Source organism: Pseudomonas sp. MPC6, assembly GCF_006094435.1.
GTDB lineage: Bacteria > Pseudomonadota > Gammaproteobacteria > Pseudomonadales > Pseudomonadaceae > Aquipseudomonas.
Window position 1 is genome coordinate 6,431,214 of record NZ_CP034783.1, and the last position, 18,912, is coordinate 6,450,125.

General features: G+C 55.6%; 18 protein-coding genes. 4 read left to right on the forward strand and 14 right to left on the reverse strand.

Features of this window, described 5'->3' with window-relative positions:
- Positions 1-75: 75 nt before the first annotated feature.
- The 7 genes from ELQ88_RS32045 to ELQ88_RS32075 form a co-directional block, all read right to left on the reverse strand.
- On the reverse strand, positions 76-426 hold the full coding sequence (locus ELQ88_RS32045) for a copper-binding protein (protein ID WP_128873612.1): 351 nt from the start codon (positions 424-426) through the stop codon (positions 76-78).
- Positions 423-3,581 (reverse strand): efflux RND transporter permease subunit, encoded by a 3,159-nt coding sequence (locus ELQ88_RS32050; RefSeq protein ID WP_138969299.1) that lies wholly within the window; start codon positions 3,579-3,581, stop codon positions 423-425. Before ELQ88_RS32050 ends, ELQ88_RS32045 begins: the two co-directional genes overlap by 4 nt.
- Positions 3,578-5,062 carry an efflux RND transporter periplasmic adaptor subunit gene (locus tag ELQ88_RS32055; protein WP_138969300.1) on the reverse strand — a complete coding sequence of 495 codons (1,485 nt, stop codon included), beginning with the start codon at positions 5,060-5,062 and terminating at the stop codon, positions 3,578-3,580. Before ELQ88_RS32055 ends, ELQ88_RS32050 begins: the two co-directional genes overlap by 4 nt.
- The gene (locus ELQ88_RS32060; protein WP_138969301.1) at positions 5,059-6,315 is read right to left on the reverse strand and encodes a TolC family protein; all 1,257 of its coding nucleotides are present in this window, start codon (positions 6,313-6,315) and stop codon (positions 5,059-5,061) included. The genes ELQ88_RS32055 and ELQ88_RS32060 overlap by 4 nt, the downstream gene beginning before the upstream one ends.
- Before the next feature lie 102 nt (positions 6,316-6,417).
- Complete coding sequence (locus ELQ88_RS32065) at positions 6,418-6,759, reverse strand: hypothetical protein (protein ID WP_128873608.1); 342 nt, start codon at positions 6,757-6,759, stop codon at positions 6,418-6,420.
- Positions 6,760-7,024: 265 nt separating this feature from the next.
- Complete coding sequence (locus ELQ88_RS32070; RefSeq protein ID WP_138969302.1) at positions 7,025-8,164, reverse strand: nickel/cobalt efflux protein RcnA; 1,140 nt, start codon at positions 8,162-8,164, stop codon at positions 7,025-7,027.
- A 7-nt stretch (positions 8,165-8,171) separates the two neighbouring features.
- A complete protein-coding gene (locus tag ELQ88_RS32075; protein ID WP_069557030.1) occupies positions 8,172-8,471 on the reverse strand; it encodes a metal-sensing transcriptional repressor in 300 nt (99 codons plus the stop codon).
- A 512-nt stretch (positions 8,472-8,983) separates the two neighbouring features.
- On the opposite strand from ELQ88_RS32075, the gene ELQ88_RS32085 reads away from it, so the two are divergent.
- On the forward strand, positions 8,984-9,721 hold the full coding sequence (locus ELQ88_RS32085) for a HupE/UreJ family protein (RefSeq protein WP_128873605.1): 738 nt from the start codon (positions 8,984-8,986) through the stop codon (positions 9,719-9,721).
- Between the two features lie 12 nt (positions 9,722-9,733).
- Positions 9,734-10,369, forward strand: a complete 636-nt coding sequence (locus tag ELQ88_RS32090; RefSeq protein WP_128873604.1) for a transmembrane anchor protein — start codon at positions 9,734-9,736, stop codon at positions 10,367-10,369.
- A gap of 390 nt (positions 10,370-10,759) precedes the next feature.
- On the opposite strand, the gene ELQ88_RS32095 is transcribed toward ELQ88_RS32090, so the two are convergent.
- Entirely contained in the window at positions 10,760-12,148 is a 1,389-nt protein-coding gene (locus ELQ88_RS32095) for a heavy metal sensor histidine kinase (RefSeq protein WP_138969303.1), read from the reverse strand.
- Complete coding sequence (locus ELQ88_RS32100) at positions 12,145-12,828, reverse strand: heavy metal response regulator transcription factor (RefSeq protein ID WP_128873602.1); 684 nt, start codon at positions 12,826-12,828, stop codon at positions 12,145-12,147. Before ELQ88_RS32100 ends, ELQ88_RS32095 begins: the two co-directional genes overlap by 4 nt.
- 289 nt (positions 12,829-13,117) lie before the next feature.
- On the opposite strand from ELQ88_RS32100, the gene ELQ88_RS32105 reads away from it, so the two are divergent.
- Positions 13,118-13,564 carry a DUF411 domain-containing protein gene (locus tag ELQ88_RS32105; RefSeq protein WP_128873601.1) on the forward strand — a complete coding sequence of 149 codons (447 nt, stop codon included), beginning with the start codon at positions 13,118-13,120 and terminating at the stop codon, positions 13,562-13,564.
- Positions 13,565-13,615: 51 nt separating this feature from the next.
- Here the strand turns inward: ELQ88_RS32105 and copD are convergent, their stop codons facing one another.
- The 5 genes from copD to ELQ88_RS32130 form a co-directional block, all read right to left on the reverse strand.
- Positions 13,616-14,551 carry a copper homeostasis membrane protein CopD gene (gene copD / locus ELQ88_RS32110; protein WP_138969304.1) on the reverse strand — a complete coding sequence of 312 codons (936 nt, stop codon included), beginning with the start codon at positions 14,549-14,551 and terminating at the stop codon, positions 13,616-13,618.
- A 2-nt stretch (positions 14,552-14,553) separates the two neighbouring features.
- A complete protein-coding gene (gene copC, locus ELQ88_RS32115) occupies positions 14,554-14,937 on the reverse strand; it encodes a copper homeostasis periplasmic binding protein CopC (RefSeq protein WP_128873599.1) in 384 nt (127 codons plus the stop codon).
- Between the two features lie 63 nt (positions 14,938-15,000).
- Positions 15,001-15,846: a copper resistance protein B gene (locus ELQ88_RS32120; RefSeq protein ID WP_224794287.1), complete on the reverse strand. Its 846-nt coding sequence runs from the start codon at positions 15,844-15,846 to the stop codon at positions 15,001-15,003.
- Between the two features lie 127 nt (positions 15,847-15,973).
- Positions 15,974-17,839 carry a copper resistance system multicopper oxidase gene (locus ELQ88_RS32125; protein WP_128873598.1) on the reverse strand — a complete coding sequence of 622 codons (1,866 nt, stop codon included), beginning with the start codon at positions 17,837-17,839 and terminating at the stop codon, positions 15,974-15,976.
- A gap of 150 nt (positions 17,840-17,989) precedes the next feature.
- Positions 17,990-18,199 (reverse strand): co-regulatory protein PtrA N-terminal domain-containing protein, encoded by a 210-nt coding sequence (locus tag ELQ88_RS32130; protein WP_138969305.1) that lies wholly within the window; start codon positions 18,197-18,199, stop codon positions 17,990-17,992.
- Positions 18,200-18,484: 285 nt separating this feature from the next.
- Between ELQ88_RS32130 and ELQ88_RS32135 the strand changes: the two genes are divergently transcribed.
- Positions 18,485-18,880, forward strand: coding sequence for a hypothetical protein (locus ELQ88_RS32135; protein ID WP_128873596.1), 396 nt, complete (start codon positions 18,485-18,487; stop codon positions 18,878-18,880).
- The last annotated feature ends 32 nt before the right edge of the window (positions 18,881-18,912 follow it).

The window sequence follows — 18,912 nt, forward strand, 5'->3', positions numbered from 1 at the left end:
GTAGCAAGTCTTATACCGCGTAGACGGTAAAAACCGGCGCGTCAGTGCGTACCGGTAACTTTCATCATTACAGTCTCATTTTTTAATGGAGACGATTGCGGCTTTGCCACCCTCTAGCCGAAAGGAAAACGAGACACGGTCTCCGACCGCCAGCCCTGTCAGCTGATCCTCCGTTATCGAAAAAGCCATGGTCATAGGCGGCCATTGCACGGCTGGAACAGCTCCGTGGGAGATGGTCACCGTATGCTTCTTAGTATCGATAGCCTTGATCGTTCCCTCGGTGTTTGCGACTTGAGCCTGTTTTGTTTTCTGCTCCATCTGCATGCCCTCCATACCGTCCATTTTCATGCCCGGCATGTCCTCCGCATAGGCAGAAAGTGATAGCGCTAATACGGTGCTTGCAACTGCAATCAGAGTCAGTTTCATACGACTTTTCCTTCAGGTTTGACGGGTTCAACTGAGAGGTGCCGGCGACGCATCAGGCGATAGGCTGCCGGAATAACAAAAAGGGAAAGCAAGGGTGCTGTGACCATGCCGCCGACCATGGGCGCGGCGATGCGGCTCATCACTTCGCTTCCAGTCCCGCTGCCAAGCAAGATAGGTAACAGGCCGGCAATAATGACGGCCACGGTCATCGCCTTGGGCCGAACTCGCTGCACAGCACCTTCACGAATCGCCGCAACCAGTCCGCGCTCAGTGCTGTCGCCGACGTCTTCACGTTCGGCCCAAGCGTTCTTCAGGTAGAGCAGCATGATCACGCCGAACTCGGCAGAAACCCCGGCTAAGGCGATAAAGCCGACTCCGGTGGCGACCGACAGGTTGAATCCCAATAGATAGAGGAACCATGCTCCACCGGTCAGTGCGAATGGCAGAGTGGCCATGATCAATAGCGCCTCATCGAAGCGGGCGAAAGTCAGATAGAGCAGCACGAAGATGATCAACAGCGTGGCAGGTACTACCAGTTTGAGGCGTGCGTTGGCCCTTTCGAGAAACTCGAACTGTCCTGAGTAGCTCAGGCTCATGCCTGGCTGCAGCTTGACCTGTTCATTAACGACCCGACGCAGGTCGGCGACAACCGAGGCAATGTCCCGCCCTCGCACGTCGATATACACCCAGCCTGAAGGCCTTGCGTTTTCGCTCTTGAGCATCGGCGGCCCGTCGCTGACCTTGATCTTCGCCACCGTGCCAAGGGTGATTTGGCTGCCTAGCGGGGTGTAGATTGGCAACTGCTCCAGGGCGCCGAGCGAGTCACGCCACTCACGGGGGTAACGGACGTTGATCGGGAAGCGTGCAAGCCCTTCAATGGTCTCCCCGACGTTTTCACCGCCGATAGCGCCGGCCACAATGGACTGCACATCGGCGATATTCAGTCCGTAGCGGGCGGCGGCCTTGCGGTCGATATCAACGTCGATATAGCGGCCACCGGTCAGTCGCTCAGCCAGAGCCGAACTGACACCGGGCACATCCTTGGCCACCCGCTCGACCGCCTGAGTAGCGGCATCGATCTCCGCCAGGTTGGTGCCGGCAACCTTCACCCCAATTGGACTTTTGATACCCGTAGCCAGCATGTCGATACGGTTGCGAATCGGTGGTATCCAGATATTCGTCAGCCCAGGGACTCGTACCACTCGATCCAGTTCTTCGACCAACTTTTCCTGGGTCATGCCTGGACGCCATTGCTCGTGCGGCTTGAATTGAATGGTGGTTTCGAACATCTCCAGCGGTGCAGGGTCGGTGGCGGTTTCAGCGCGCCCCGCTTTGCCGAAGACGTGTTCGACTTCAGGCACGGTCTTGATCAGACGGTCAGTCTGTTGCAGCAGTTGTGCCGCTTTCTGCGCCGACAATCCCGGTAGAGCTGAAGGCATATAGAGCAGGTCACCCTCGTCCAACGGGGGGAGAAACTCGCCACCCAAGCGAGACATTGGCCATAGCGCACTGACAATAACCAATAGCGCCACCAGCAGCGTGATCTTTGGTCGACGCAAGACTGCGTCCAGGGCTGGCTGATAGATCCGAATCAACCACCGGTTCAACGGGTTCTGATGTTCACTGGGAATTCGTCCTCGAATCCAGTAGCCCATCAGCACTGGCACCAAGGTCACTGACAATCCCGCCGCTGCCGCCATGGCGTAGGTCTTGGTGAAAGCCAAAGGGCCGAACAACCGTCCTTCCTGTGCTTCCAGCGTGAACACCGGAATGAACGACAGGGTGATGATCAACAAACAGAAGAACAGCGCGGGGCCTACCTCTGCCGCCGCTTCGGTCATTACATGCCAATGACGTTCACCCTTCAGTTCTTCCCCCGGATTGGCCATGTGCCATGCCTCAATCTTCTTGTGGGCGTTCTCGATCATCACCACGGCAGCATCGACCATGGCGCCAATGGCGATGGCAATTCCGCCCAAGGACATGATGTTGGCGTTGATGCCTTGGTAGCGCATGACGATGAAGGCAATCAATACACCAACAGGCAGGGAGATGATCGCCACCAGGGATGAGCGCAGGTGCCAGAGGAAGATCCCACACACCAACGCGACGACAATGAACTCTTCGATCAGCTTGTGGCTGAGGTTTTCAACAGCGCGGTCAATCAGCTTGCTGCGGTCGTAGGTGGTAACGATTTCCACCCCGGACGGCAGACTGTTTTTCAGTTCGTCGAGTTTAGTCTTGACCGCTGCAATGGTCTCGCGAGCATTCTTGCCACTGCGCAAAATCACCACGCCACCGACGGTCTCGCCTTCGCCGTCAAGTTCGGTAATGCCCCGCCGCATTTCCGGCCCCAACTGGATCGTTGCGACATCGCCAAGGGTCACTGGTACACCACCCGCACCCAACTTAAGCGGGATCGCCCGGAAGTCATTGAGCGTCTTCAGATAGCCCGAAGCGCGCACGATAAACTCGGTCTCCGCCATCTCCAGCACGGCACCACCGGTTTCCTGATTGGCCTTACCGATGGCGTCGGTCACCTCAGCCTGAGTGATACCGAGGCTGGCCAATTTCAGCGGATCGAGCTGCACTTGGTACTGCTTGACCATGCCACCCACGGTGGCCACTTCCGCAACGTTCGGCAGGGTCTTGAGTTCAAACTTGAGGAACCAGTCCTGAAGAGCGCGGAGCTGTGCCAAATCGTGCCCGCCACTGCGATCCACCAGTGCGTACTGATAGATCCAACCCACCCCCGTCGCATCCGGCCCCAACGCCGGCTTGGCGCTGGCCGGCAAACGGCTTTGTATCTGACTCAGGTACTCCAACACCCGCGAGCGAGCCCAATACAAGTCAGTGCCGTCTTCGAACAGCACGTAGACAAAACTATCGCCAAAGAAGGAATAACCACGCACGGTCTTGGCCCCCGGCACCGAGAGCATGGTGGTGGCCAACGGATAGGTGACCTGGTTCTCGACGATCTGCGGCGCTTGTCCTGCATAAGGGGTGCGGATAATCACCTGTACATCGGAGAGGTCTGGCAACGCATCAATGGGCGTGCTTTGCACCGACCAGATGCCCCAAGCGGTGACAAACAGTGTCGCCAGTAGCACCAGGAATCGGTTAGCCACTGACCAACGAATCAGGGCAGCAATCATGGCTGGCTCCCCGATTTATCCAGGCGTTCAACACGCAAGCCATCGTCGGTCTGGCTCAACGCGATTCGAACCTTGTCACCCGCATTGAGGCCCTGCATCAGCGCCGGACTAGCGAGTGGGAAAGTCATCGTCATGCCAGGCATGCCGAGTGTCTTGAAGGGGCCGTGGGCAAGCGTGACTTCTTTATCGTTGATCTCAACGATCTGCCCATCCGCTTCATGAAAGCTGGAGGCTGCTGCGCTGGGTGGTGACTGTTCCTCCGAGCTTGCAACAATGCCCTTAAGACTGGCCTCCGAGTCGAGCAGGAACTGACCAGAGGTAACCACCTTCTGGCCTTCTTCCAGACCCTTCAATATCGCCGTTTTGCCATCGCTTTCCTGCCCGAGGTGCACCTCCACGGGACGGAAGCGGCCAGCGTCTTCGGCGAGCATCACCAGGGCTCGTCGGCCAGTGCGAATCACCGCCTCACTCGGCACCCACAACACACTTTGCTCGGTCGAACGATTCAGGCGTACCTGCGCCGTCAAACCCGGTCTGAGGCGCCCGTCCGGATTGGGTAACTCCACACGTACCCGAAGGGTGCGGCTGTCCGGATTTGTCTCGGGCAAAATCGCGTCGACCTTGCCACTGAGTGTTATTCCTGGGAAGGCTGGCAGCCGCGCTTCGACCGCATGCCCCACAGTGATAGCTCCGGAATCCGATTCTGGAACGGCCACGGCTAGCCAGACACTGCTCAAGCCATTGACGCGTGCCAGAGTGTCGCCAGTCGCCACGGTCATACCCGCACGAACATTCAATTCTTGCAGCACACCACCAATAGGGCTGGTGAGCGTCAGGTAAGGCTGAACCTTACCACCACGCTCTACCTGAGTAATCAGTGTTGCCGGCATCCCTGTGAGCCGCAGTCGCTGGCGGGCCGCAGCCAACAGGTCAGCATCCCCATTGCGCTTCAGCGCAAGGAACTCTGTCTGGGCGGCTGCCCACTCGGGCACCAGGATATCCGCCAACGCCGCGTTGGCTTTGAGTACATCGCCAGGAGCGTGGGCATAGACCCTCTCCACAAAGCCAGTGGTGCGGGCCTGAATCACCGCGACATCGCGCTCGTTGAATCCCAAGACTCCTGTGACGTCGAGACTGGAATCAAAGATCCCACGGGTGACAGTTGCAAAACGCAGACCGAGATTCTGGGTCAGACTTGGATCGATACTGACGGTCGCATGATCCCCTACGCCAGCGGCGTACTGAGGAACCAGTTGCATGTCCATGAAGGGAGATTTTCCCGGCTTGTCGAACTTTTGCTGCGGGTACATGGGGTCGTACCAATACAGGGCTTTGCGTTCGTCCGGGGAATTGAGGCTCTGCTCCGGGGTGGTAACTGGTACTCCGCTCATGCGCTGATGCGCGAACCAGTAACCACCGGCAACACCCAATGCCAACGAGATGCCCACCAGCAATGCCCCATTCCATTTTTTGAGGTTCATTGGCTGGACTCCCCATAAGCAAAATAAAGACGCGCACTGGTCAGCGCTCGCTGCTCTTCCACGTCGATCTGTTTCAGTCGGGCCTCGATAAGCTCACGTCGGGCGGTAACAACGGCGTTTAAATCGCCTTTGCCGGCACGGTAACTGGCCATGGTGAGTTCGACCTTTTCCTTGGCCAACGGCAGCAAGCTTTCCTGGTTTCGGCGCACGGCACGATTCAGGCGCTCATAGTCAGCCAGTTCGTTTTCCAGTTGCTGAGTGTGCTCGCGTGACAGGGCTTCGCGCTCGGCCTCAAGCTGGCTGAGTTCAGCCTGTTTGGCCGCGATTTTGGGGTTTTGGCGAGAGTCAGGAAACAGTGGCAGATCCCAGGAAAACTGCACGCTGACCATGTCGCCAAACTCACGGCCACGGTGCTGGTAATCCAGTTCCCAGCTCCAGTCGGACTGTTTCTCCGACACGGCTTCACGAACCTTGGCTTGCGCTTCGCGGGTCATCGGCGCAAACGCTGCCAACTCGGGATGGTGTTGCAGTCTATGGGAGTAGCTTGAAGTATCGACGGGCCACTCCGGCAAGCTGCCCATAGGCTTGTCATTGGCGGCGGAGCCAATCCAGCGCTTGAGGGCGGCTCGGGCTTGCGCCCTCTGGAGAATCAGATCGTCCTGTTGCTCCGCCAACTGAGCCGCTTCCTGTTTGGGCGTCACCGCGTCGGCGGGTTGAGCGCGGCCACCGGCAATCTGGGCCCGAACGGTATCGCTCAGCAGGCGGTTTTCTTTGTAGAAGTCCTGGAATAGCGCATTTTTGCGCTCAACCGAGTAGCTGCTGATCCAAGCCAACGCCGTGGACTGGCGCACCTTCAGACGTTCGACTCGACGCTCCGCAGCGGCGCGATCAATGGCTGCATCGGCGACTTCAATGCGCGCTTTGCGCTTGTCGCTGTTGGGCATCTCCTGCCTGACCCCGACCATCTGCATGGTCATGAAGTCCTGGTCGATGCTCCAACGATCCGGGCCGCCAATGGGGTAGTTCTGTACGCCCAGCAGGAGCTTGGGATCAGGTAATTCACCAGCAGGGATGGCTGCACTGCTGGCAGCCTGAACTTTCGCGTCTTGTGCGGTCAGCGACGGGGCATTGTTTTCGGCCAGCCGCAACGCTTCATCGAGCGTCAAGGCGGTAGCGAAACTCGGCAATGCCAGCATGCTTGCCGCCAAGCCGGCCACAAGAGACCAGCCTGTGCAATTGCACTTGGAGTTCATGTTTACGATTCCTGTAATCATTCTTTGCACGCGGCAAAAAAGACATGCGCGCAGTTAGTCCATCCCGCTAAATGCGGAATGAGGCTCAATGTTGGACAGGGATCAAACGCGGGGTGGTCGCCATACCCCGGACGGGGTCTGTACAGGTAGGGAATCGCTGATGAAAGTAAGGACTACTGGACTGAACACAGTTACAGGAGGCTTGAAGATTGAGACTTGCAGCATGCCACCCGTCTTGCACTCCTGTCCCGGCTTGCAAGGCTTGCCGTGCTCGGAAGGGCTTTTCATGTCGTTGCAGCAGTCCATTTCCATGCCGTCCATCATCGCCATGCCCATCGTCTTCATTGGGCACGGTTCTGTCGGTGCCTGAACGCCCGCCATCCCGCTGAGGGGAAGCGCCAAGCTGATCATGAAGATGATGCAAAACCGCAGATAGCGTTTCATGGTCTGGAGTCTAGTCGCTGAAAATGGCTCTTACAATTGGGCACGTGTCATCAACAACCTGTCGTCTAAATCTGACGTAGGCGATAAGACATAACAACAATTAAGTCAGCATTACGTGTAACAAATAGTCCTTTAACTGGCCTCCACAGATGTCAGGAGGCTGCTTGCACTGAGGCCCAGATCGGAACTGGGGTTTTTGCATTAGTGGCGGTGTTAGTCGTTCCTTGTTTGGTCTCGATGGCTCTATCTAGTTCTCAGCGCCTCGTTATGCGGTCAGTCCCATCCAGCCATGGAAACCTACATAGAGGCCAACACCGATGATCAATACGCTGGACAGGTACGGCGCACGACGAGCCACGGTGCCCAGCCACGGCCAGCGATTGGAGGCCTGTTTAGCACCGATGGCTGCCGCAGCACCGACCGTGACTAAGGTAAGGGCCAAGCCGATGCTGAAGCACAGGACGAGCATGCCACCCAGCGCCACTTCTTTAACCTGAAGACACAGCAACAGAACGGTGATGGCAGCCGGACAAGGAATCAAACCGCCCGTCAAACCGAACACGACGATCTGGCCCGTGGTGACCTCGCGGTTGGTGAAGCGTTTACGGATATCGTTGGCATGTGCGCGCTCGTGCGCATCCTGATAGCCGTCAATCGACAACTCCAGACCTTCCAGTTCGGAATGCGCATGCCCGTGATCATGCTCCTGGTAGTCCAGATCATAATCATGGGAGTGGCCCGAATGCCCAAGACTCAAGCGAGCACTGAACTCATGAGGTTCCGGGATATCGACTGCCGACTCCAGGATGCCTTCGCGCTCGACGAAAGAGAACGATTGGGTGCTGCCGTCTGGACGGGTAGTCATCAGGTGAACATCTGAGGCAGCCCAGGCATGTCCGGTCAATGTCTTCAGGCGCCAATGCGGTGGCATACCTACTTCAAAAATCGACAGTTCGATGCGCCCGTGGCCGGTATCGATTCGATGAGTTTCATCATGATGACCATGGTCATGCGAACCGTGGTGGTGGTGGTCATCACCTTGCTCGAACTTGAACATCTGCTCACCGCGCCAGGTACGCCACAGCATCCAAAGCGCAATCACGATGATCAGTGCAGAGGACGCAAGCTGGAAGTACGGCTCAGTGGTTTGAGCATCCAGGCCTTTGCCCAGGTACATGCCGCCCATGGCGACCAACCACACCACTGCGGTGTGCGACAGCGTCGCGGCCAAACCCAACAAAACAGCCTGTTTTACCGAGCCACGGATGGCCACGATGAAGGCCGCCATCATAGTTTTTGAATGTCCGGGCTCAAGGCCATGCAAGGCGCCGAGCAAGATAGCGCTCGGAAAATACAGCCAGGCGTGAGCCCCGCCTTGTTGTAGCAGTTCAGCGAAGTTGGGCATGTCAGACCTAGAGGTATTTGGTGATTTGCTTGAAGGCTTCCAGTGGTGCGCGCTCACCATTGTTCAACGCCGAGACGGTGTCCTCCAGGCAGTGATCGATGTGATCCTGAATGAGGGTGCGCTTGGCTTGGCACACAGCTTTTTCAACCGCATGCAGCTGCTGAGCGATGTCCACGCACTGACGACCCTCTTCGATCATGGTGATGATGCCGCGTAAATGGCCGTCCGCCCGTTTGAGGCGTTTAATGATCGCCTCGTGACTTTGGTGGGTGTGGGGGTGGCTGTGTTCGTGTTCGTGCTCACTCATGACTTGAGCCTCAGGCCTCAATGAATTACGCTGGCATCCTATCCCCCCTAGGAGGATGGGTCAAACGCATCAAGGCCCTACAAAACGAGTTGAAACCCGAACGCTATGTTCAGCAGAACACTGACAACGACGGTGGTAATCGCGCTTGCTCTCGCCATGTTTGTGGCCTGGGCCGGGCATACCTATACGTTGTCAGTGATGTCGAAACAGCCGGCCTGGGAGATTGCGCAAGACGCTCATCACTCCCATGAAGAGCAAGCCGAGATGTTGTGTGCGAGCTGTTCGGATCACTATCACTCCCCGTTGACCCCTGACCACCAACACGAAACGCCACAGCTCAGTTCTGCGTTGACTTTGTCTGCGCAGCCGAAGCTGTCCATGCGACTCGAAGCCCCATCCTATTCCGTTCCTCGTCCGCCGATTTTCTTGATCGAGCGTCCACCCCGTCCTTCGTTCGCATCCTGACCATGGCCGTACTGCGGCCTTTGATCCCTGCAACGTAGGATTGATCTATGCATTCGCACTCGATGAGCGGCGTTGACGCATTTACTGCGCCTTCGCGTCGCCTGCTACTGCTGTTGTTTTTATTTGTCGCGGCACTTTTCCTCGCAATGCCCGAGGCGATGGCTCATGCCGTCGCGGAAGGTGACAAGGGGTTCATCCAGGAAAGCTCCGGCGTCATGTTGTTGCCCTTCATCTATATGGGCGCCAAGCACATGATGACGGGCTACGACCACCTGCTGTTTTTGTTCGGAGTGATCTTCTTTCTCTACCGCCTGAAAGACGTGGGGCTCTACGTCACGCTATTCGCTGTAGGCCACTCAATCACGCTGCTGCTGGGCGTGCTGTCCGAGATCAGCATCAGCTCCTACATCATCGACGCCATCATTGGTTTTTCGGTGGTGTACAAGGCGCTCGACAACCTGGGCGCGTTCCAGCGCTGGTTCGGTTTCCAACCTAATACCAAGGTGGCCACGCTGATCTTCGGCTTGCTCCACGGTTTTGGTCTGGCGACGAAGATCCAGGAGTATGAGATCTCACCTGATGGCCTGATTCCGAACCTCATCGCCTTTAACGTCGGTGTCGAAATTGGCCAATTGCTGGCCCTCAGCGCGATTCTCATTCTGATGGGATATTGGCGGCGCACCGGCAGTTTCTGGCGCCACGCCTATACCGCCAACGTCGCCATGATGAGTGCCGGCTTCCTCCTGATGGGTTACCAGATCACCGGCCTGTTTGTCTCCGCGTAAGGAATTCTGACCATGTTCAATACTCTGCTTCCAACTGTTAATGAATTGCCCAGCACTCGCAAACTGGTGCGTTCGACTGTCATTGCACTGCTGACTGCGGTTGGCCTGTTGGTCACCGTTGTCATGCCTTCGGAATATGCCGTTGATCCTACGGGTGTGGGCCGCGCACTGGGTCTGACCCAGATGGGCGAACTGAAGATCATCCTTGCCCAGGAAGCTTTGGCGGATGCCGCGCCAGCGCAACCAGCAGCTCCAGCTCCGCAGGTCGCACAAGTCCAACCTACTGCGAAACCTGCTGCCCAGCCGGTGGCGACACCTGACCCTGCTTTCAAGACAGATCAAATGACCGTCACGCTCAAGCCAGGTGAAGGGACAGAAATCAAGCTGGAAATGTTGAAGAACAAAACCGTCAGCTATGAATGGACAGCGGCTGGTGGGCCTGTGAACTACGACACCCATGGCGAGCCCTACAACGCTGAAAAGGGTTACTTCCACAGCTACACCAAGGGCAAGCAAGTCAAAAGTGACAAAGGTGAATTCACCGCCATTTTTGACGGCACCCACGGTTGGTTTTGGCGTAATCGCAGCAACAACGACGTGACCATCTCACTGAAAACGACCGGTGATTACTTGAGCGTCAAACAGTAATCCGAAGCAGCGATGGCTGCTCTACGGCCACAAATACAGAGTTCAGCCTGACCACAGGCCATTTAATTTCATCCATTTTTGGAGAGTCTTCCAATGAAAACCCCAACAACATTGATCCGTTCGATGCTCCTAATATGCTTCCTTGGCCTGATGACGGCATGCGGTGGTGAAAAAGGCACTACCTCCGAAAGCGCTGAGCACGGGCACTCGCACGAGTAGGTCGCTGGATGAAACAGGGCCGCATTTGCGGTCTTGTTTGTTTTCTTATCTCAACTTTTACCGAGTTCGATCACACGGTTCAGCGGCAGATTTGAGGTTTTCTAGTCGCTTACAGAGCAGGCGCCACATCCTGTTGTCATAGGATAAGGCACGCAACCGTTCTCTTTGCATTCACTCGTGGTCAGCAGGCCACGCGGGAAGGCTGATCATAAAGGTCGTATGGCCATCTCTGGAGACGCATCCGACGGTGCCGTCATGGGCGTCAACCAGTGATTTGACGATTGCCAACCCTAACCCCGCATGGTTCGTAGCGCCCTCTCTCCGGGCAGGATCGACTCGGTAAAAACGGTCAAACAGCCGGGGCAGATGCTCTACCGCTATCTCCTCGCCGGGGTTTTCCACTGACAAGCTGATCATGTCGCCAAGGGGCTCGATTTTCACGAAGATTGTACAGTCAGGTGGGGTATATCTGAGCGCATTGGATAGCAAATTCGAAATCATCCTATCCAGCATCGTCCCTTCACCATTCACCGCGCCGTGCCCGACTACCTGTAGCTCTACCCCTGTGTCGTCTGCCAGAAGCTGGTAATACTCGAACAATTTCTCGACGACCGAACGCAACTCGATTTTCTCTTTGGCAGGTAGAACCAGACCGTTGTCCGACTTTGCTAAGAAAAGCATGCCGTCAATAATGCTGGAGAGTCGGTTCAGATCTTCCAGGTTGGAATAGAGATTCTCCTCATAATCCTCTGGTGCACGTTTCTTTGTGAGGATGACTTCGGTATGTGTACGCAGATTGCTGATAGGAGTACGTAGCTCGTGCGCGATATCGGCTGAAAAGTTAGACAACCGAGCAAATGATTCTTCAAGGCGAGCCAGCATAGCGTTGAACGAAGTGACGAGGAGCTCTAGCTCGCGAGGCACAGAGTCCATGGGAATCCGCTCTTTCAGCGATCCGGCTGACATTGAGGCCGCGACTTGCGTCACTTGTGCGACCGGCTTCAGCCCGCTGCGCGCCACCAGCCACCCTAAACCTGCGCTGACCAAGGCGCTAATCGCCAGCCCGATCACCAACCACCAGCGCAGAGTTTCAACGAAATGCATATGGCTTGTGATGTCTAGACTCAACCACGCGGTCAGTGGCTCAGCTTCATTCGCCAAATGAACTTGGGCTTTCATGCCTCGGTACATATGGCTTCCAGCTGTCCACTCCCACATATCTTTCCCTGGGTCACCAGAGGAGGAAGGAGGATGTCCAACTGCATTTGAAGTCGCGAAGAACGTCTTCCCTCCCATCGCGATAATTGAGGCTGAGAGTTCCTGGTGAGCACCAAGGAGAGCATGTAGTTGCAACACAACTTCTGAAGGGTCTGCGGAGCCAGCTTCGCCATCCATTATTTGCCGAATGGATTCGAGCTTTTCCGTCATCGCTTGACGGTCAAGGGCCTTGAAGTGATGCTGGCTGAACCCATCAAAGGTAAAGCCTGCTACTACCAGCACGGCGACCACGGCACAGACAAACATCATGCTTAAACGGAGGGTAAGGGATGCACGCTTCATTCTGTATCCGGAGCATCTAGCATGTAACCCATTCCCCTCGCGGTCTGAATCATCTTGGTGTCGAAATCGTCATCGATTTTGGCCCGGAGCCGACGAATCGCGACTTCGATCACGTTGGTATCACTGTCGAAGTTCATGTCCCAAACCTGCGATGCGATCAGTGATTTCGGCAAGACTTCCCCCCGACGGCGCATCAGCAGCTCTAACAGCGAAAACTCCTTGGCAGTAAGGTCAATGCGTCGACCTGAGCGCGAGGCCCGTCGCTTTAGAAGATCGACCTCCAGATCCCCAATCTTAATAGATGTCTGGTTGGGTACGGCGGCACCACGGCGAAGCAAGCCTCTGACGCGGGCAAGCAATTCAGAAAATGCAAAGGGTTTGACTAGATAATCGTCTGCACCTAGCTCCAAGCCTTTGACCCGGTCATCAACTCCGTCCCTGGCCGTCAGAAACAGTACAGGAACTGTGCTCCCAGCTGTGCGGACAGATCGAATGACCTCCCAGCCATCCAGGCCCGGCATCATTACGTCCAGGATTAGAAGGTCGTAGGCCTCATTTAGCGCCTGGTGCAACGCCTCTGTTCCCGTCACAACGCGGTCGACACTGAAGCCGGCCTCCAAGAGGCCTTGCTGTAGGTACATTCCGATTTTGGGTTCGTCTTCTGCAACCAAGAGTTTCATGCATGGGCTCCGGTTTTGCGGTGTCCTAGTGTGCTACCAATCTGACGACTGTGCGGAAGCTTACGCAAATGTAATTGCCCCAACAGCAAACGGATAGCTCCCAGGCAAGGCGGGGGGCGGGGTGCGGTGGATGAGGGAGAGCAGCTAGTCGGCGGCTTACAAAAACGTAATCGGCAATCTGAGCTTTTTGCGCTTAACCTACCTTCCATCCAGTGCGGAAGCACGACTCCTGGCCTACGGCCAGTGCATACAGCGCAACCGCACACTAAAACGTGACGAGGTGCAACGAATGTTCAAACGAAAGCTATCGCTTGCTGTGGGATTGATGATTTGTGGGATTGCGCAGGCAGCTGAGCCACTCACAATTGACGTACATCGTGACGCGAACTGCGGGTGCTGCAAGGAGTGGGTCAAGCACCTTGAATTGAATGGATTCAAGGTAGTCGACCACGTGGAAAGTGATATGAGCGCTATCAAGCAGAACCTGGGCGTGCCACAGGAACTCGCTTCATGTCATACGGGTGTAATTGACGGCAAATTCGTAGAGGGTCATGTCCCAGCCGATGAAATCAAGAAGCTGAATGGTCGTTCAGACCTCGCAGGAATTGCAGTGCCAGGCATGCCCGCAGGTTCTCCTGGTATGGACTACGGCCAGAATCATCAACCTTACCAAGTCCTGGGGCTCACCAAGGCAGGTGCGCAAGAAGTGGTCGCTGACTACCCCATCAACCGATAGTCGTTGCTCAGATCTGAGCGCCCTTGGGGCCGCTCGGATCTAGCTCCTGGATCACCCTTGAGCCATCTCGATTGAGGGGCTCAATGTTCCTAGCCAAGCCACTAAGCAAACGATGACGACAGCACAGGTCGATTCGATCACCACACTTTTTCTCAAAGCAGTTGCCGCTAGAGAAAAATCACCGGCCACCACAGACCGCTCAAGTGAAGGGCTCAGGTAGAAACGATTGAGGGTAGCTAGCCCGATCATGCCTACGAAAAGTAGGATCTTCACGAGTAGGAGAACGCCATAGGTGCTGTTTACGACTTCGATTACTGACGGCCCGACAATGAAGAGATAATTAGCGACGCCAGTAACTATGATCGTACCAACAATGAGTGCGCCCGCTGTTTCGAATCCCCTGAGCGCTCGCGATAGCACTCGTACCAGTTGCTCCGAATTAGCCCTCCTAATACTCAACATCAGACCAAACGCCGCGAGAGCTCCGATCCAGCCGCCAGCGGCAAGTAGGTGCAGAATATCAGCGGCAAAGTGCCAGAATCGCAGGGCGCCTTCATCCATCGCCCCGTGACCTGTCCATGGGATTGTCGCTAAGGCAATGCTGCCCGCTATGGTAGCGACCCAGAGACTGCCCGTCGGCCATCGCCTGTTCTGGCTTCCAGCAAAAATCACCACTACTAGCGAGATCATGCGTGTCACCCAGCTGTAGCCGACCTCGGTCTCATACAGCATCATTTCCATGTGAGGTCGCAGCTCCGCCCAGTCGGATGCGCCGCTCATATTTTTTGTCATAACTACAAAAGCTGCTATGGACAAAAGCATACCTATAACAGCGGTGGCAGGTAGTAGCGACCCAAAATGCAACAGCGTTCCCGATACGCGCTCTTTTCCCCGAAAGCTGTATAGGCCAAAGACGGCAAGACCGAAGAGAAGCATCAGATCCAAATACAGCGCGAGGCGCAGCGCCACGTTAATTGGGTCGCTCATACTTATTTCACTTTGAAGGTGACGCTGCCAGTAATCGGGTGGGTATCGGACGAAACTGCTCGCCATTCCACTTTGTAGGTGCCAGTTGTGAGAGGAGAGGCCGGGGTCAAGACCATGGTTTTAGGGTCGTTACTGCCGGCCACGCTGGCTTTCACACTCATAGGCGAGTGTGACATGCCAGGCATGTCAGTCATGATCAACTTGGCTCCGGAAAACTGGGTAACCAAGTTTTCAGAAAAGTGCAGCTCAATCTTTGCAGGAGCCGGGCCGCTCTCTCCTTCGGCGGGAGTGGAGGACAACAGCTTCGGGTGAGCCTGGGCAACTGCACTGAGCAGAAGACTGGTTGAAAGAGCGACGGCCACAACACAGGATTTAAGTACAGACATGCAAGGCTCCTCACAGCGCGTAGCTGTTGTAATGAGGTTAAATAATTATTTGGTGCCGCTGATTTAGAACCACACCCGGACACCGAGCACCAGACGTGCTTCGTTATTGTCTTCGCCTTCCTCGCTGGCATAGTCAGCGGTCTTTCCATAAGCCCGATTCCAAGTCACGCCTACATAAGGTGCGAACTCAGGACGGATTTCGTATCGGAGCCGCAAACCGACTTCACTCTCAGACAACCCTGAACCGACTCCACGTTTGGGATCGTTTTTGCCATAGAAATTGAATTCTGCCGTTGGTTGCAAAATCAGCTTATTGGTTAGGAGAATGTCGTAGTCACCTTCCAGCCGCGCTGCGGTCTGGCCGCCTTCACCCAAATAAGCAGTAGCCTGGGCCTCGAAATTGTAGAGCGCCAAACCCTGGATACCGAAAGCGGCCCACGTTTGAGGGTCGCCTGGTTTGAAGTCTTGACGAACCCCGCCGACTAGATCCCACCAAGGGCTGAAGGAGTGTCCCCATAAAGCTTGAACCTCAGCTTCTTCAGTCTTCCCATTGGTGCGCTCGCCTTCGGAGCGCAACCATAGACGATCAACATCTCCCCCTATCCAACCTTGGGCTTCCCAGTTCAGTGCGCTTCCATCGTCAGCATCCTGCCATTCCAATTTCTCAAATATAAAAAATGAGTTGAGGGCTGTGTCATGAACCGCGTGACCACCTGGGGACTTATAGACTGCGGCTCTGTCTGCACCGGTTAGCGGTGGTATCGGAGTCCGGCTTTGGGTTTGTGGTTGCTTGGCGGGCTGGATACTCTCCATTTTGCTGTGATCCATGCCCTGCATTTGGCTGTGATCCATACCTACCATCTTGCCGTGATCCATGCCCTGCATCTGGCTATGATCCATGGTCTGCATCTGCCCGTCTTCGGTACCCTGGCTTGTTTCAGCGGCTGCGGGGAAGACAAAACCAGCGGTCAGAGCGACCGTAAACACAGCTGAGTGCATGTGAGTCCCGCAAAGAAAATTGCTCATAGTCGACTCCTTATTCCTCTACACGCACTTCGCGGAACATCCCCATTTCCATGTGGTACAGGAGATGGCAGTGATAGGCCCAGCGTCCCAGTGCATCGGCTGTCACTCGGTAGCTGCGCTTCGAGCCTGGCGGCATATCAATAGTGTGTTTGCGAACAAGGAATTGGCCATTCTCGTCTTCTAGGTCGCTCCACATGCCATGCAAATGGATGGGGTGAGTCATCATGGTGTCGTTGACAAGAACGATCCGGACTCGCTCGCCGTACTTCAGTTTTAACGGCTCGGCGTCCGAAAACTTCACGCCGTTGAAAGACCAGGAAAACTTCTCCATATGGCCAGTCAAGTGCAGTTCGATAGTCCGACTTGGCTCACGGCCATCTGGATCCTCAAACGTGCTCTTTAGATCAGAATACGTCAGCACTTTTCGACCATTCTCGCGAAGGCCCATGCCAGGATCATCAAGCTTTGGCGACGTTGTCATTGCCTGCATGTCGACGAGAGGATTGTTGGATTCTGTGGCTGGGTGCGACTGCATTTCTCCCATACCACTAATGCCGCCCATGGACATTTTGCTGTGATCCATCCCCGCCATGCTGTCCATGCCGGACGTGTCTTGCGTAGCGCCATGGTTCATACCTTTCATGGCACCGCCGTCCATGCCTGACATGCCCTCCATTGGGCCGTCACCCATACCGGCCATCTTGCTGTGATCCATTCCAGCCATATCGCCCATACCAGCCATCGAGCCATGATCCATACCGGCCATACCCATGTCAGCCATAGTGACGAGAGGACGTGGGTCTAGCTCAGGTACCGGAGCGGCCAGGCCAGACCGGACGGCCAAGGTGCCTCTTGCGTACCCCGACCGATCCATCGCCTGCGCAAACAGTGTGTAGGCGTCCTGAGTTGGTTCGACGATCACATCGAAAGTCTCGGCAGTGGCGATCCTGAACTCATCCACGCTCACAGGTTTGACATACTGGCCATCGGCAGCCACGACAGTCATCTTCAAACCCGGAATACGGACATCAAAGTAGCTCATGGCTGAACCATTGATGAACCTCAACCTAAGCTTTTCGCCAGGTTTGAAGGTGGCCGTCCAGTTGGAGTTCGGCGCGTGGCCGTTCATCAAGTAGGTGTATGTCGCGCCACTGACGTCTGCAATGTCAGTGGGATTCATCTTCATTTCGGCCCACATCTTGCGGTCAGCGACGGTGGCTGACCAACCTTTGTCAGCTACGTCATGAATGAAATCACTGACTGTGCGTTTGTGGGTGTTGTAGTAGTCAGACTGCTTCTTCAATGTTTTCATCAGCGAAGCCGGATCTTCATCCGTCCAGTCAGTAAGCATCACCACGTAGTCACGGTCATACTCAAATGGCTCGGGCTCTTTCGCGTCGATTACCAATGGGCCGTATACACCTACCTGTTCTTGGAAGCCGGAGTGACTGTGATACCAGTACGTTCCGTTCTGCTTGACCTTGAATTGATAGACATACGTGCCGTTAGGCTCGATCCCATGGAAGCTAAGGCCCGGCACGCCGTCCATATTCGCGGGGAGGATAATCCCGTGCCAGTGGATTGATGTCATATCCTTAAGGCGGTTCTTGACCCGCAAGGTCACGGTATCGCCCTCACGCCAGCGCAGCTGAGGCCCCGGAATCCCACCATTGATTGTCATGGCAGTCCGGGCATTCCCAGTGATATTTACCGGTGTCTCTCCAATAAAGAGGTCGAACTCTGTACCTGACAGGACATTAGTCTCGCCCAAGCTCCGGGCCGCCCAAATAGGGGTATGCCAGAGGCCTAAGCCACCGAGAATCCCGCCTGCGGTAAGACCTTTCACAAAGGTGCGCCGAGAAGTTTTGGATTGCATACCGATTCATGTCCCGTCAGTCGGATGTCAGGTGCACACACTGTGGTGTGCTCCCGAGGGTTCACGCTTTGGATAGCTAGTGCGCTTGATACATCGGAAGATGCCATAAGCCAGCAAACGGGGTGATTACATTTCCGTAAGCTGGGCGGCTCAGCACTGATGCTTCTGCTCTTCAGCCGTGGGCTTTTCCTGTGCAATATCCTGTTGCACTTGCGCTTGTGGGACGGGTTTGGTGGTGGCCATTGCCGTCTCGCGAGCTCGTTCCATGCGCTCAACCGCACGGTCGCCGCCACCTTCGGCAAAGGCCAGGGACGATATAGCCAAACTGAGTGTAAGAATCACAACGTTGGTTGCTTTCATAGTGCATCTCCTTCAAGGAATTGACTCTCGATGAAACCAGAGAGTTTGAGCGTCAGCTCGATGAGGATGATGAGGGGACGCACCTGTCAGCACGCTTAGCCGGTGATTACACTTTTGACAGCACACGGAGAAACTCAACATCTGAAAGATCGACGGGCGTCATAAAATTTGACCGCACCACAGAACCGACAGCCGGCTGCATAAATTGATGTAGATCAACCGTGGCACTTCAATGTGCTGTATGTTGAAAAATCAAAATCCGCTAATCAGTACCGGAGATTCTCCATGTTCTGGTTTCGCCATCGTCAACCAACGTTCATACGCCTCGCCATCGTGCTGTGGGTGTTAGCGTTTGGTCTGGCAGCGACCCAGGGATGTCTGGCACAGCCCAGCCACAATCCGGCTACAACTCATGTCTCGCTGATCACCGCGCAAGATCACGATAGCCACGACGCCCATGCACTCGGTTGCCTTCAGCACTGCGCCGATGCGGCAATAGCTGTAAGTCCTTCGCTCCATCTTCAAACATTTGACCTGTTCAGTTGGACGTTTCTGCTCCTTATCCCAGCGTTGCTGATTTTGTATCCCGCCAATCCCTCCGCTTTTGCCTTTCTTGCATTACGGCGCCCTGTACCGGCCAGACCTCCTGCCCGCCTGATTTTCGTCCGTTTCAACGATTAATCCGACCTTCTGCGCGCCGATCTTCGGCGCAC

What these genes read in the sequence shown, in the direction of transcription:
- ELQ88_RS32045 (WP_128873612.1), bottom strand. Translation starts at nt 426, where the DNA reads ATGAAACTGACTCTGATTGCAGTTGCAAGCACCGTATTAGCGCTATCA.
- ELQ88_RS32050 (WP_138969299.1), bottom strand. Translation starts at nt 3,581, where the DNA reads ATGATTGCTGCCCTGATTCGTTGGTCAGTGGCTAACCGATTCCTGGTG.
- ELQ88_RS32055 (WP_138969300.1), bottom strand. Translation starts at nt 5,062, where the DNA reads ATGAACCTCAAAAAATGGAATGGGGCATTGCTGGTGGGCATCTCGTTG.
- ELQ88_RS32060 (WP_138969301.1), bottom strand. Translation starts at nt 6,315, where the DNA reads ATGAACTCCAAGTGCAATTGCACAGGCTGGTCTCTTGTGGCCGGCTTG.
- ELQ88_RS32065 (WP_128873608.1), bottom strand. Translation starts at nt 6,759, where the DNA reads ATGAAACGCTATCTGCGGTTTTGCATCATCTTCATGATCAGCTTGGCG.
- ELQ88_RS32070 (WP_138969302.1), bottom strand. Translation starts at nt 8,164, where the DNA reads ATGCCCAACTTCGCTGAACTGCTACAACAAGGCGGGGCTCACGCCTGG.
- ELQ88_RS32075 (WP_069557030.1), bottom strand. Translation starts at nt 8,471, where the DNA reads ATGAGTGAGCACGAACACGAACACAGCCACCCCCACACCCACCAAAGT.
- ELQ88_RS32085 (WP_128873605.1), top strand. Translation starts at nt 8,984, where the DNA reads ATGCATTCGCACTCGATGAGCGGCGTTGACGCATTTACTGCGCCTTCG.
- ELQ88_RS32090 (WP_128873604.1), top strand. Translation starts at nt 9,734, where the DNA reads ATGTTCAATACTCTGCTTCCAACTGTTAATGAATTGCCCAGCACTCGC.
- ELQ88_RS32095 (WP_138969303.1), bottom strand. Translation starts at nt 12,148, where the DNA reads ATGAAGCGTGCATCCCTTACCCTCCGTTTAAGCATGATGTTTGTCTGT.
- ELQ88_RS32100 (WP_128873602.1), bottom strand. Translation starts at nt 12,828, where the DNA reads ATGAAACTCTTGGTTGCAGAAGACGAACCCAAAATCGGAATGTACCTA.
- ELQ88_RS32105 (WP_128873601.1), top strand. Translation starts at nt 13,118, where the DNA reads ATGTTCAAACGAAAGCTATCGCTTGCTGTGGGATTGATGATTTGTGGG.
- copD (WP_138969304.1), bottom strand. Translation starts at nt 14,551, where the DNA reads ATGAGCGACCCAATTAACGTGGCGCTGCGCCTCGCGCTGTATTTGGAT.
- copC (WP_128873599.1), bottom strand. Translation starts at nt 14,937, where the DNA reads ATGTCTGTACTTAAATCCTGTGTTGTGGCCGTCGCTCTTTCAACCAGT.
- ELQ88_RS32120 (WP_224794287.1), bottom strand. Translation starts at nt 15,846, where the DNA reads ATGCAGACCATGGATCATAGCCAGATGCAGGGCATGGATCACGGCAAG.
- ELQ88_RS32125 (WP_128873598.1), bottom strand. Translation starts at nt 17,839, where the DNA reads ATGCAATCCAAAACTTCTCGGCGCACCTTTGTGAAAGGTCTTACCGCA.
- ELQ88_RS32130 (WP_138969305.1), bottom strand. Translation starts at nt 18,199, where the DNA reads ATGAAAGCAACCAACGTTGTGATTCTTACACTCAGTTTGGCTATATCG.
- ELQ88_RS32135 (WP_128873596.1), top strand. Translation starts at nt 18,485, where the DNA reads ATGTTCTGGTTTCGCCATCGTCAACCAACGTTCATACGCCTCGCCATC.